General features: G+C 63.4%; 11 protein-coding genes, 1 pseudogene and 1 riboswitch. Of the genes and pseudogenes, 5 read left to right on the top strand and 7 right to left on the bottom strand.

Annotated elements, in window-relative coordinates; all coding sequences use genetic code 11:
- Positions 1-62: 62 nt before the first annotated feature.
- The 5 genes from AC1MEM_RS05570 to AC1MEM_RS05590 form a co-directional block, all read right to left on the bottom strand.
- Entirely contained in the window at positions 63-1,292 is a 1,230-nt protein-coding gene (locus AC1MEM_RS05570) for a hypothetical protein (protein ID WP_499475866.1), read from the bottom strand.
- A gap of 418 nt (positions 1,293-1,710) precedes the next feature.
- On the bottom strand, positions 1,711-2,355 hold the full coding sequence (gene ribB / locus AC1MEM_RS05575; RefSeq protein WP_499475868.1) for a 3,4-dihydroxy-2-butanone-4-phosphate synthase: 645 nt from the start codon (positions 2,353-2,355) through the stop codon (positions 1,711-1,713).
- Between the two features lie 105 nt (positions 2,356-2,460).
- Positions 2,461-2,609: riboswitch (FMN riboswitch) on the bottom strand.
- A 62-nt stretch (positions 2,610-2,671) separates the two neighbouring features.
- Positions 2,672-3,085 (bottom strand): lactoylglutathione lyase, encoded by a 414-nt coding sequence (gene gloA, locus AC1MEM_RS05580; RefSeq protein WP_499475870.1) that lies wholly within the window; start codon positions 3,083-3,085, stop codon positions 2,672-2,674.
- Between the two features lie 151 nt (positions 3,086-3,236).
- Entirely contained in the window at positions 3,237-3,668 is a 432-nt protein-coding gene (locus AC1MEM_RS05585; RefSeq protein ID WP_499475871.1) for an OsmC family protein, read from the bottom strand.
- 14 nt (positions 3,669-3,682) lie between these two features.
- Complete coding sequence (locus tag AC1MEM_RS05590) at positions 3,683-3,994, bottom strand: hypothetical protein (RefSeq protein ID WP_499475872.1); 312 nt, start codon at positions 3,992-3,994, stop codon at positions 3,683-3,685.
- Between the two features lie 130 nt (positions 3,995-4,124).
- On the opposite strand from AC1MEM_RS05590, the gene AC1MEM_RS05595 reads away from it, so the two are divergent.
- The 3 genes from AC1MEM_RS05595 to recN all read left to right on the top strand — a co-directional run bounded on the left by AC1MEM_RS05595 (position 4,125) and on the right by recN (position 7,932).
- Entirely contained in the window at positions 4,125-5,102 is a 978-nt protein-coding gene (locus AC1MEM_RS05595) for a DUF3667 domain-containing protein (protein ID WP_499475873.1), read from the top strand.
- Between the two features lie 128 nt (positions 5,103-5,230).
- The gene (locus AC1MEM_RS05600; protein ID WP_499475874.1) at positions 5,231-6,133 is read left to right on the top strand and encodes an NAD kinase; all 903 of its coding nucleotides are present in this window, start codon (positions 5,231-5,233) and stop codon (positions 6,131-6,133) included.
- Between the two features lie 134 nt (positions 6,134-6,267).
- A complete protein-coding gene (gene recN, locus AC1MEM_RS05605) occupies positions 6,268-7,932 on the top strand; it encodes a DNA repair protein RecN (protein ID WP_499475875.1) in 1,665 nt (554 codons plus the stop codon).
- A 141-nt stretch (positions 7,933-8,073) separates the two neighbouring features.
- Here recN and AC1MEM_RS05610 read toward each other — a convergent pair.
- A pseudogene (locus tag AC1MEM_RS05610) lies at positions 8,074-9,641 on the bottom strand (IS3 family transposase).
- 77 nt (positions 9,642-9,718) lie between these two features.
- Positions 9,719-11,443, bottom strand: coding sequence for a M1 family metallopeptidase (locus AC1MEM_RS05615; protein WP_499475876.1), 1,725 nt, complete (start codon positions 11,441-11,443; stop codon positions 9,719-9,721).
- 187 nt (positions 11,444-11,630) lie between these two features.
- Here AC1MEM_RS05615 and AC1MEM_RS05620 point away from each other — a divergent pair, with 187 nt between their 5' ends.
- Positions 11,631-12,059: an organic hydroperoxide resistance protein gene (locus AC1MEM_RS05620; protein WP_499475877.1), complete on the top strand. Its 429-nt coding sequence runs from the start codon at positions 11,631-11,633 to the stop codon at positions 12,057-12,059.
- A gap of 155 nt (positions 12,060-12,214) precedes the next feature.
- The gene (hemH, locus tag AC1MEM_RS05625) at positions 12,215-13,318 is read left to right on the top strand and encodes a ferrochelatase (protein ID WP_499475878.1); all 1,104 of its coding nucleotides are present in this window, start codon (positions 12,215-12,217) and stop codon (positions 13,316-13,318) included.
- Positions 13,319-13,399: the final 81 nt, after the last annotated feature.

Genomic DNA, 13,399 nt, shown 5'->3' on the forward strand with positions numbered 1-13,399 from the left:
CCTGCAGCATCGAGGCGCCGTTTTCATTGCAACATCGCGCCTTGCGATCGCGTTGCGACTGCCTACTTGCGCGGCCGCAGCAGGCCCAGTCCGCCCTGGGTGCGCACGACAATCGCGCCGTCGTCCGCCACCGCCAGCGCCGACACCAGCGCTATCCCTGCCGGCAGGTCTTTTACGCGCCCGTTGAGGTCGACCAGGCCGTATGGTCCCCAGGCCGTCGCGCGCTGGGCGCCGCCGGGCCCATCGGTGGACCAGCCGACTGCGAGGCCGCCCGCATTGATCGCGTTGACGTCGGAAAAACGGCCGCCGTTCAAGGTGCCGAGATTGCGCAAGGTCGTGCCGTCGTGCAGGAAGGCGACCTCGCGGCCGTCGGCGTAATAGACATGGCCGACGACCTGGCCGGCGGCATTGATGGCGCGTGCCTCGGAACCCTGGCTGCCGGCGAACAGGCCGAGGTCGTGCATGGCGCCGGCGTCGTAGCGGAAGGCGCGCATCAGGCCCTCGGCACTGCGCGTGGTGCCCGCGATCTGGCCGGCGTCGTTGATGTCGATCGCCTCCGAATCGAGCCCGGGCGCACCGATGTCCTGCATCGGCGCGCCGGTGCGCGCGTCGTAGAGGAAGGCGTGGTGCCAGGCGTCATCCGGGCCGAACGCGTAGCCGACCACTTGCCCGACCGAATTGACGTCGTTCGCCACCGAGCTCACGCCCCCGAACGTGCCGAGGTCGCGCATTGTCTTGCCGTCGTGATAGTAGGCACGCTGCAGGCCGGCGGAATTGACGGCCCAGCCGGCTACCTTGCCGCAGGTGGTGACCGCGCTGCCCCAGGACTCGGCGCCGCCCAGCGTGCCGAGGTCGTGCAGGCGGCCGTCGTAGAAAAAGGCATGCGGAATGCCGCTGTCGGTCAGGCCCCAGCCGGTCACCTGGCCGCAGCGGTTGATCGCGAAGGCGTGCGCACCGTTGCCGCCGAAATTGCCGAGATCGATGTTCGTCTTGCCGTTAAAGAAAAACGCACGCGTGTTGCCGAGCGCATCCGAGGAGGTGCCGGCGACCAGTCCGCCGTTCGCGATGCCCTGGCGCTCGACTGCGCCGTAGCTGATGCCTGGCAGGCCGAGTGCGGTGAAATCGTAGAGCGGGCCGGCATCGAGTGGCGGCGGCGCGGCAGGCGGCGTCGCGACCGGATGGTAGCTGCCGCCACCGCCGCACGCGGCCAGCAGGGCCGCCAGCGCCAGGGCTGCCGCCGATGAGGCCAGGCGGGGTGAACTGGATGAAATTCCTGAACGGGAACCGGACATGGCAGGCCTCCATGGATGAGTTGGTTGGCTCAGTCTAGGACGCGGGTCGGGGCTTCGTTCCCTAATTGAAGAGTTTGCTTGGCGCCGGTCAAACGGATCGTTGACGGCGTGCAATGACGACTAAATGCTTCCTTACAGAAAAAACGCGCGGCGCGCGGCAATGCCGTTCAGTTGAGCGCGGATGAGCTGCCCCGGGCCAGCATAACGCGCGGGCATGCCCAGTGAACCCGTCATCGAGGCCATTGGCCTCGATGACCCCGTACGGTGCGCCACCGTCGTCATTGTTGGTCGAGACCGCTGTGTAAGGTAGGGCGGGCATGCCCGCGCGTCGACCTCAAGAACAAAGGCCGCTCCGATGTGAATCGAAGCGGCCTTCTTCACTGAACGGCATTAGCGCCTGGGCGCCGTTCCTCCGTCCTTATGCCTGTCGTTTACGCCACTCAATCAGTTCGGCGATCGTCAGGATCGGAAAGCCGCGCTCCTCGGCGAAGCGTTCGATCGCTTCGCCGCGCATCATCGTGCCGTCCGGATTCATCAGTTCGCAGAGGACGGCGGCCGGTTGCAGGCCCGCCATGGTCGCCAGATCGACGGAGCCCTCGGTGTGGCCGGCACGGGCCAGCACGCCGCCGGGCGTGGCGCGCAGCGGAAACACGTGTCCCGGACGCACCAGGTGCTCGGGCCGGGCATCGGAGGCGATCGCGGCGCGGATCGTCGTCACCCGGTCCTGCGCCGAAACGCCGGTGGTGACGCCGTCGCGCGCCTCGATCGAGACGGTAAATGGCGTACCGTAGCGGCTGCCGTTCTCGGCCGCCATCGGCGGCAGTTCCAGTGCCCGCACCTTGTCGGCCGACAGGCACAGGCAGACGATGCCGCTGCATTCGCGGATCATCAGGGCCATGGTTTCGGTCGTCAGTTTTTCGGCGGCCACGATCAAATCGGCTTCGTTCTCGCGGTCGAAGTCGTCGAGCAGGATGACGGGAATGCCCGCCCGGGTTGCGGCCAGTGCTGCTGCAATGCGGCCGTCCAGGTCAGGACTGTAGAGAGTGTAAGTATTGACTAACATGTGAAACGCTCCTCGCGTAAGTTGGCGAAAAACGCATCAGGGCAAGCGAAGGCACGCGCTGCCACAAGCACGCCGGCAGGCGGACTTGTTGCAGCGCGCAATAACGCACATCTTCTTTCATCCGGACTATGACCGTCGGCTCTGGCATCTCACCAGATCTGCTGACCCTGCTTCAAGCGAAGCAGGCGCTCGCGGGCTCGACCGTTGCCGGTCCTACCGCCGGTGGGGAATTTCACCCCGCCCCGAAGACGTATTTGTTGCCTGGAATCAGGCGAGGGAATTGTAGCAGCATCGACCCGATGCCGCCGGCGGCCGCTTAGTTGTTCAGGCCGCCTGCAGCCTGGTCATCCCGGCGCTGGATGAATTCGATCTTGTAGCCGTCCGGATCGGTAACGAAGGCAATCACGGTCGAGCCGCCCTTGACCGGTCCCGGCTCGCGCGTGATGTTGCCGCCGGCGGCGCGCACGGCGTCGCAGGTGGCGTAGATGTCGTCGGCCGAGATGGCGATGTGGCCGTAGGCCGTGCCCATGTCGTAGCTGTCCGTGCCGTAGTTGTAGGTCAGCTCCAGTTCGGCGTGCTCGGGATTGCTGCCGTAGCCGAGGAAGGCAAGTTTGTATTTGTATTCGGGATTGTCGCTGGTGCGCAGCAGTTTCATGCCGAGCACATTGGTGTAGAAGTCGATCGAACGTTGCAGGTCGCCGACGCGGAGCATGGTGTGCAGGAAGCGCATGGGGTGGTGTCTTTCTGGATAAATCGGAAAGGTGGGATTTTATGCGGACGTGGGGATTCTTGCTGAAGCGCGGTCGGGGATTGCGGACGTGCGTTGAACGCGTGGGCGGGAGGCCGCGGGGCCGCCGAGGCCCACCCTACGTCCCTGTGCTTTAGTTCTCGAGGCGCGAACTCAATGTGATCTCGGCATTCAGCAGCTTCGACACGGGACAGTTTTCCTTGGCCGTCTGGGCTGCCTTATCAAAAGCTTCCTGGCTGGCGCCGGGGATTTTTGCCACCAGGTCGAGGTGGATGGCCGTAATCGAAAAGCCGCCCTCGACCTTGTCCAGCGAGACCGTCGCCGTGGTGCGTAGTTCCTGCGCCGTCATGCCGGCCTGGCCGAGCTGGCCGGACAGGGCCATGGTAAAGCAGCCGGCGTGGGCGGCGCCGATCAGTTCTTCCGGGTTGGTGCCGGGGCCGTCCTCGAAGCGGGTATTGAAGCCGTACTGAGAATCTTTCAGTACGCCGCTACCGGTCGAGACCGCACCCTTGCCGTCTTTCAAACCGCCGCTCCAGACGGCGCTGCCGTTGCGCTTGATGGTCATAATTAAATATCCTTTCAGCGGTTCTTGCCGGGAACCGGCTCGACCGAATCGTGATCGCGCATCGAGCGATGGCGGTCGGGTTGCGGGTTGGCCTGGCCGGTGGCGCCGGCCTTCGGGTCGACGGCTTCGCTGATGCCGGGCGTGTTGCGCAGGTCGGTGTCGACCAGGCCTTGCGCCAGGTCTTCGGCAGCCTGCTTCATGACGCCGCGCGGTGCGGCATCCTGGCCGTCTGGCGACTCGTCGCGTTCGTGCGGCTGGCGCTTGACGCCGTCGTTTTCGATCTTCGCATCGGTGTTGACGAAGCGGTCTTTGGTTTCGATAACCATGGTGTTTCTCCTGTGCTGGCTCTTGCCTGAATCCTAACGTGTCATTCCGAGGCCAGTCGCGCAATTGGATGATGCTTTTTTGCAATTAACTAGTTACCATGGTGTTTCGTCATCCTTGCCGGGAATCGCCGTGAACAACGACCTCGTTTTGCCCCAGTCCGACATCGTGTGCCCGAACTGCGGCACCCTGATTGCCGGCAAGTTCTGCCAGGGATGCGGCCAGGCCGCGCACCTGCATGTGCCGAGTGCGCGCGAATTCCTGCACGAATTCATCGCCCACTATGTCGCGCTCGAAGGAAAACTGTGGAAGTCGGTGGGGCTGCTGCTGTTCCGGCCGGGGCGTTTGACGCGCGACTACATCGAAGGCAAGCGCGTGCGCTATGTCGAGCCCTTGCGCCTGTACCTCAGCTTCAGCATTATTTTCTTTGCGATTTTCAAGTTCGGCGGCCTCCATTTCAACAATGTCGTGTCGCACGCACCGCCTGCCGAACAGGCGCAAGTGTCGGCCCAGGAAAAGGCCCCCGATGGAAAGACCGCCGTCCTGATTCCAAAAGCGCAGCCAGGATCGCTCGAAGAAGGGCGCCAGGAGCTCCGGAAGGGGCGCAAACACGACAGCGTGATCGAATTCGATGAACGCGACAACAAGTGGATCCAGGCCAAGGCGGCGGCCATCCATCCCTCGCTGGGCAAGAAGGCCGAGCACTTCAACACGCTCTCGCGGGAGGCGCAGGGCGCCGCCTTGCAGTATGCCTTCTTCAGCTACGCGCCGTATGCGATCTTCCTGCTGATGCCGGTGTTCGCCGCCTGGCTCAAGCTGCTGTACCTGGGCTCGGGCCGGCGTTATGGCGAACATTTGCTGTTCGCGCTGCACACGAATGCGTTCGCCTTCCTGATGCTGAGCCTGGTGCTGATCTTGCCCAACGGAATTCCATTACTCGCACCGACGCTCATGCTGTGGCTGGCGTTCTACCTGCCGACGGCCATGCGCAAGGTGTACGGCGGCGGGCGCCTGCTGACCGGCCTGCGCTGGATCGTCCTGATGACCATGCACCTTTTATGCGCGGTACTGGCAATGGTGGGGGCTGCCGCACTGGCCGTGGTCGCCTGATCTTGCGGGACTGCGCCTCTCCCATCTATACTGTGCTTTTGTACAGTATTTGATGTACCGCCGGGTGGCAGGCGCTGGGATTATCGGTTAATCTCAGCGTGTTCGCCCATCCACCGCCGAGAGACCCTATGCCCGCTACACCCGAAACGCAATCGACTATCGCGCTGGTGGTGCGGCAAAACACGGCCGGCATCGAAGAACCGGTGGCGAGCGTCGTCGCCTTCCTGCAGGAAGCCGGGCACCGCGTCGTGTTCGAAGCCGACACGGCCGCCCACCTCGGCATGCCAGGCATCGAGTCGATGACGGTCGCCGAGATCGGCGAGCAGGCGCCGCTGGTTATCGTCATGGGCGGCGACGGCACCATGCTCGGCATCGCGCGCCAGCTCGCCAAATACGATGTCTCCCTCATCGGCATCAACCTGGGCCGGCTCGGTTTCATTACCGACATCCCGGTCGACCGGATGCTGCCGGCGCTCGGCGAAATTTTGCAGGGCAAGTCGACGGCGGAAAAACGCTCGCTGCTGGAGGGGCGCGTGATGCGCGGCGGCGACATGATTTATTGCGGCGTCGCGGTGAACGACGTTGTCGTTGCGCGCGGCAGCGGCGCCGGCATGGCGGAATTGCGCGTCACGGTCGACGGCCATTTCATGTACAACCAGCGTTCGGACGGCCTGATCGTCTCGACGCCGACCGGGTCCACGGCGTATGCGCTGTCGGCCGGCGGCCCGCTGCTGCACCCGAGTTTGCAGGGCATCGTGCTGGTGCCGATCGCGCCGCACGCGCTGTCGAACCGGCCGATCGCGATTCCCGACACCAGCGACATCGTGGTCGAGATCGTCAGCGGGCGCGACATCTCCGTGAACTTCGACATGCAGACTTTCGCCAGCCTGCAGCACGGCGACGAAATTTTCATCTCGCGTTCGCCGAACACCATCACCTTCCTGCACCCGGAAGGCTGGAGCTACTACCACACGCTGCGCGAAAAGCTGCACTGGCACGAATACCCGTCGAACGACGGCAAGCTCAAATAGAGCGTCTAACAAAAACTCCATGGCTGCGTTGCATCGTCTTGCCGTATTAACATACTGTCTTCGACGACACGCCTTGCCCTGAAGCTTTTGTTAAACGCTCTAAAAATTTAAAAACCCGGGAGACCCCTTTTTTCATGCTGCGTACTCTGACCATCCGAGACTTCGTCATCGTCGACGCCATCGAACTCGAATTCGCCCGCGGCTTCTCGGTTTTCACGGGCGAGACCGGTGCCGGCAAGTCGATCCTGATCGATGCGCTGCAGCTGGCCCTGGGCGGGCGCGGCGACGCGAGCATGGTGCGCGAAGGTGCGGCCAAGGCCGACATCAGCGCCGATTTTGCATTGACCGACGCCGCTACCGGCTGGCTCGAGCAGAACGAGTTCGCGGCCGAGGAGGGTGGTGCCCTGCTGCGCCGCGTGATCGACAACGCCGGCCGCTCGAAAGCCTATATCAACGGCATCGCGGCCACTGCCAGCCAGCTGCGCGAGCTGGGAGAAATGCTGGTCGACATCCACGGCCAGCATGCGCACCAGTCTCTTTTGAAAGCCGAGGCCCAGCGCGCGCTGCTCGATAATCAAATTGCCGTGCGCGATCCCGCTGCTGCTGCCGAGGCGCAGGAAGTGGCGATTGCCTGGCGCGCCTGGCGTGCGCTGTCGCGCCAGCGCGAGGAGTACGAGACGAATGCGAAGAACGTTTTAATTGAGCGCGAGCGCCTCGAGTGGCAGGTCAGCGAACTGGATAAGCTGGCGCCGAAAGCGGGCGAGTGGCTCGACATCACGAACGAGCACAGCCGCCTGTCGCACGCCGCCAGCCTGATCGAAGGCGCGCAGGAAGCGCTGGCCGCGATTTCCGAATCCGACCACCCGATCCTGTCGCAGCTGAGTTCGCTGAATACCAAGCTGGGTAAACTGGTCGACGTCGACGCCGAACTGCAACTGGTGCTCGACTGCATGGAACCGGCGCGCATCCAGCTGCAGGAAGCGGTGTATGCGCTGAACAATTACATCGACAAAGTGGAACTCGACCCGGACCGCCTGCGCGAAGTCGACGCCCGCATGGACGCGCTGCACAGCGCCGCCCGCAAATACCGCGTCACGCCGGAAGAGCTGCACGAAGAGCACGCCGCGCTGGCCGCCAAGCTGCGCCGGCTGGCCGACGCCAGCGACATGGAGGGTTTAAAACGCCAGGAAGCGAAGGCGGAAAGCGCCTATCGCAAGGTGGCCGAGCGTTTGTCGGCGCGTCGGATTGCCGCTGCCCGCGCGCTGAGCGACCAGGTGACGAACGCGATGCAGGAATTAAGCATGGGCGGCGGCCGTTTCGAAGTCGGCCTCAACGCCGGCGAGCCGGGCGCGCACGGCCTCGAGGTCGTCGAATTCCTGGTCGCCGGCCATGCCGGCGTCGTGCCGCGTCCGCTGGCCAAGGTCGCCTCGGGCGGCGAACTGGCACGTATCTCGCTCGCGATCTCCGTCATCACTTCGAACGCCACGACCACGCCGACCCTGATCTTCGACGAGGTCGACAGCGGCATCGGCGGCGGCGTCGCCGAAGTCGTCGGGCGTTTATTGAAGCGCCTCGGCCAGGAACGGCAAGTGCTGTGCGTGACCCACTTGCCGCAGGTGGCGAGCCAGGCGAACCAGCACTTCCAGGTGGCCAAGGGTACGACTGGGGAAGGGCGTACCGTCTCGCGCATCGAAGTGCTCAACAACCGGGCACGCGTGGAAGAAGTGGCGCGCATGCTGGGCGGGATCGAGATTACGGAGACGACGCGCAAGCATGCGCGGGAGTTGCTGGCGTCTTGATGTGAACGAGAACCGGGGGGCACATCCGGTGTCCAGATCGGGGTCAGGTCTGACATTCAGACACGAGCTCATCGCTAGCTGCAGATCGGGGTCAGGTCTGACATCCGGTGGTTGTCAAGCTAGTTGTCGCGTGAGCAGCCGTTAAGCTGTTCTTCTAAAAGCCGGCATATTGGTCGCCGGCGCTGTGGTTTCGCTGATCGCGTGGTCGGGGTTGAGATGCACTTCCCTGATCGGCGACCAGTTGCGTATGGACCCGGTCCAACGCAGCGGATTGGCCTCACGTGCGGCGTTGTAGACGGCTGTGCGGGCTGCCAGCAACACGTGGTGGAGGCCCGCGTGACGTTGGGTCGGCGTCACGAAGTTGATGGTGCTGTGACGGTGCTCGTTGTTATACCAGCGCACGAATCTGGCCACCCAGTTGCGTGCGTGTGCGAGGTCCGTAAATGCTTTACCGGGATAGTCGGGGCGGTACTTCAAGGTCTTGAACAAGGATTCCGAATATGGGTTGTCATTGCTGACGGCCGGCCGGCTGAACGAAGGCATCACGCCCAGTGCCTGCAAGGTCGCCAGCATGGTCGCGCCCTTCATCGGGCTGCCATTGTCGGAATGTAGAATCACCTGGTTGGGCTGGATTTTTTCACGTGCACAGATGTCGCGCATGACCTCGGCCGCAAGGTTGCTATGCTCGTCCCGATAAACCTGCCAGCCAACGACCTTTCGGCTGTAGATATCGATGAACATGTACAGGTAAAAATAGATTCCCTTTACCCCGCTCGGCAAATAGGTAATGTCCCAACTGTAGAGCTGGTTAGGCGCCGTGGCACAGATGGCGCGCGGTTTGCTGCGCTCTTGAACCGGCCGCGCCGCCTGCCGATGCTTGACCAGGCCAGCGCTTCGCAACACCCGATAGAACGTCGATTCGGAGGCCAGGTAAGTGCCCTGGTCGGCCAGGCGCGGCACGATCTGGCTAGGCGGCATCTGGCCAAACTCGGCCGAGTTGGCGATAGCGAGAATCTCTTCACGCTCTCGCGCCGTCAACGCATGAACTGGTTGTTGGACGCGCGTCGTACGCCCATCGGGCGCAGCACCGACTAGCTTCCAGCGCTGCAATGTGCGCAAGCTCAAGCCGATGATTTCACATGCTTTGGTATGGCGCGCTCCCGAGGAAACGGCTTGGGCGACCATCGCGACGATATCGGCCCGCGCTGCGGGCAAGGTCATTTGACCTCGTCCTCCCACAGCGCATTGAACTTTTTTTGCAATAAGAGCAGCGCTGCGGCCTCCGCGAGTGCTTTATCTTTACGATCCAAATCCCGGCGCAATTTGTCTATCTCTTGCTGCAGGCTGCGCATCTCGCGTGTATCGACGGGGGCGGTCGGCTTTGCATCCAGGCAGAACCCGGTACGCCAGGCTTCAAGATGGTGCACGAACAGCCCACGCTCGCGGCACCAGGCCTGCAGCGCTTCCTCATCCAGGGCGTGCGTTTCGTGCAGCGCCACCAGCTGCTCGCTTCGGCTCCAGTCCTGCGGCCGCTTTTCCCTGTCAGAGGACGCTTTCAACATATATAAATTCTTTCTGCGAATCCAGTTCTTGACCGTGTACACATTGACGTGCAGGTCGTCGGCAACGTCCTGTATGGTGCGCTTGCCGCGAGAATACACCTTCACCAAGGCTTGTTCGATGAAGGCGTCGGAATACAGTTTGCTCATGTTGTCTCCTAAATGTGAGGCGACAACTAGCGTGACACAGGGGGAATGTCAGACCTGACCCCAGCCTTTAGCGCCACTCAGGCGCCGACCGGCGTCCGCGCCTTCTTCTGCTCCTCCCGGTACTGTTGGAAGCGCTCGATCCGCAGCTCGCGGCGCAGGATCTTCGAATGCGGATCGAGCGTATAGTCCGCGCCCGGGGCCGCATTGGCCGGTAGCTCGACGCTGCCGCGCCCGTCCTGCATCGGGACGGTCACGATGCGGCTGCCGATCCGCACCTCGACCGGCATCGGGAAGGGCGTGTTCTTTTCCGTTTTCCAGGACAGCTGCAGGGTATTGCCGCTCTTTGTCGCTTGCAGCTCCGGCAGCGCCGTCTGATATAGATACGCCTGGAAGAACCAGTCGAGATCGCGGCCGCTGGCGCGCTTGACGATGGCGATGAATTCCGGTGTGCTGCCGTAGCGCGGCGTAAAGGCACCCGGGCGTGGCGTGTCGGTGCCGTAGACGATCTCGCGCACCGAGCGGAAGAAGGCTTCGTCGCCGATCAGGCCGCGCAGGGTGTGCAGGATCAGCGCGCCCTTGTTGTAGATGTCCTGGCCGGGGCCGCCGCGTTTCGTGTCGTACACGTCTTCTTCCAGTTTCGGCTTGCCCGACACCACCGGCGCCTTGTTCTCGATGCGTGAACGCAGCTGCATCAGCGACGCAAAGTATTCCTGGTTTCCGTGCAGGTATTGCACGTACAGGGGCTGCATGTAGGTGCCGAAGCCCTCGTGCAGCCACATGTCGTCCCAGCTGGCATTGGTGAGCTGGTTGCCGAACCATTCGTGGGCGAATTCGTGCTGCAGCAATTCGTCGTAGCCGTAGGCCGTCTTGGCGTACTTGTTGCCATACGCGTTGATGGTCTGGTGCTCCATGCCCTTGTGCGGGGTCTCGACCACGCCCATCTTTTCGTCGCCGAAGGGGTAGGGACCGATCGCGGTCTCGAAAAAGTCCAGCATCTGCGGGAATTCGGCAAACAGTTCCTGCGCGCCCTTTTCGCTCTGCGGCAAATACCACAGGCGCAGCGGGATCGCGTTGCCATAGCGGCTGCGGTAGGCGCCCGCCAGTTCCTTGTAGGGGCCGACATTGACCGAGATGCCGTAGGTACTCGGATTGTTGGTGCGCCAGTGATAGGTGCGCCAGCCGTCGGCCTCATCCATCCCCATGGCAACGCCATTGCCCGCGACGACCAGCGGGGCCGGCACGCTGATGTGCTCGTCGACCACCCTGGCCTTGCCGGTCGGGTGGTCGATGCAGGGCCAGAACAGGTCGCAGCCTTCGCCCTGCACGGCGCTGGCGACCCAGGGCTGGCCGTCGGGCGTCTGCGACCAGACGAAGCCGCCGTCCCAGGGCGCGTGCCTGGCCACGTGCGGCTTGCCGTGGTAGCGCACCCGCACGCCGACCTGCTTGCCTGGCTCGAGCGGGCGCGGCAGGGCGATGGTCAGCTTGCCTTCCGGATTGCGCCAGTCGCCAGCGGCCAGGCTTTGGCCGTCGACCTCGATGGCGTCGATGTGCAGGTTGCGGTCCAGGTCCAGCTCGATGCTCCGCAGCGGCGCGCGGGTCCCGAAGCTCAGCAGCACGTCGCCGCGGATGCTGCGGCTGGCCGGTTCGATGCGCAACTTGATGTCGGCTTTTTCGAAGTCGAGCGCCTGCTGCTCGCTGCTGCGCTCGGCGCCACTGCCGACGGTGTAGGGTGTCAGCGGAGGCTGGGTGGTGGCGCAGGCTGTCAACAGGAAGGACAGGCTGGCGATGGCGGTTCTTTTCATGGGTGCGCGGACCGTATGCTGTTAAATTGAGTTGAGGAAATTTATCACATGGACAAGCGTTGCGCTGTATTGCTGGGGCCGGTCAGCGGGGATTTTCAGGTGGAGGGCCTCGATCACTCCTCTACCGGGCGCTTCGACCGGCATCCATCTGCCACAATCCCCCTCCAACCCAACCACGGAGGATCGCATGAGCATCGACAAAGTCCTGTACCGCGCCAAGGCCACCTCGCAGGGCGGCCGCGAAGGTACTTCGCGCAGCGACAACGGCGTGCTGGACGTCAAACTGACGACGCCGAAAGAGCTGGGAGGCAATGGCGCCACCGGCACCAATCCCGAGCAACTGTTTGCTGCCGGCTATTCGGCCTGCTTCCTGGGCGCCTTGAAATTCGTTGCGGGCCAGGCAAAGGTGACGCTGCCGCAAGAGCTGACCGTGACGGGCGAGGTCGGCATCGGCCAGATCCCGACCGGCTTCGGCATCGAAGTGGACCTGACGATCCACGGCCCGGGCATGGCGCAGCAGCAGTTGCAGGAGCTGGTCGACAAGGCCCACATCGTTTGCCCGTACTCGAACGCGACGCGCAACAACATCGACGTGCGCCTGAAGGTCACGACGTAAAACGAGCTTTCGAGCGGCGTGCCGTGGCGGCCGCGCGAGGCCGCCCGCGCGCCGACATTGCCGAACGGCTGGCTTAGCGTACCGTTCATAAATATCCGCTTGAGGCCGCAACGGGCACCCATATAATGAAGGCCCTTGCCGCCTCCTGTTTGCTCATGCCTTTCAGAAAAGAACCAGCCCATACCCACGGCAACCTTGCCCGCAGCGCGATTGTCCTCGTCAACCTGGGCACGCCCGATGCGCCGACCCGGCCGGCGGTCAAGCGCTACCTGAAGCAATTCCTGTCCGATCCGCGCGTGGTCGAGATTCCGCGCCTGGTGTGGTGGTTCATCCTGAACGTGATCATCCTGCCGTTTCGCTCCGGCGCCTCGGCTAAAAAATACCAGATGATCTGGACCCGCGAGGGTTCGCCGTTGAAAGTGCACACGCAAAAGCAGGCGAATTTGCTAGCCGAAGCGCTCGAGGAGCGCGGCCACGAAGGGGTGCAGGTGCGCATGGCGATGCGCTATGGCTCGCCTTCGCTGGCCGAGGTGCTGGATGAATTGAAAGCGGAGAATTGCGACCGCATCGCCGTCCTGCCTGCCTACCCGCAGTATTCGGGCACGACCACCGGCTCGATCTGGGACGCCGTGTTTGCCCATTACAAGGACATCCGCAACGTACCCGAGCTGCGCCTGGTGAAGCATTACCACGACCACGACGGCTATATCGATGCACTGCACGATACCGTGCAGGCGCACTGGGACGCCAACGGCCGCGGCCAGAAGCTGGTGATGAGTTTTCATGGCGTGCCGAAGCGTACGCTGATGCTGGGCGACCCCTATTATTGCGAATGCCAGAAGACGGCGCGTTTGCTCGCAAGCCGGCTGCGCCTGTCGCCGGACGAGTATGTCGTCACCTTCCAGTCGCGGTTCGGCAAGGCCGAGTGGCTGCAGCCCTACACGGCGCCGACCGTGGCCGAGCTGGCCCGCCAGGGCTTGCAAAGGGTCGACGTGATCTGCCCGGGGTTTACCAGCGATTGCCTGGAGACGCTGGAAGAGATTTCGATGGAAGTGAAGCAGGATTTCGAGGCGGCGGGCGGGAAGGAATTTCACTATATTCCTTGCCTGAACGAGTCGCCGACCTGGATCGTCGGCATGGCGGAGATCGCCGAGCAGCATTTGATTGGCTGGCCGACCATGATGAGCCCATCCCAGCGCGACGCCGAGCGGCGCGATGCCGAGTCCGGGCGCGAGCACGCGCTGCGCTTGGGGGCGTGAGGTGAGGCGACGCGATGGCGTTTCGATCGCCGGAGCCGGTACGAGCATCTCCGTCCACCTATCACCGCGTGGGCATGCCCA

The sequence above is a fragment of the Telluria sp. AIW5 genome (genome assembly GCF_056680575.1).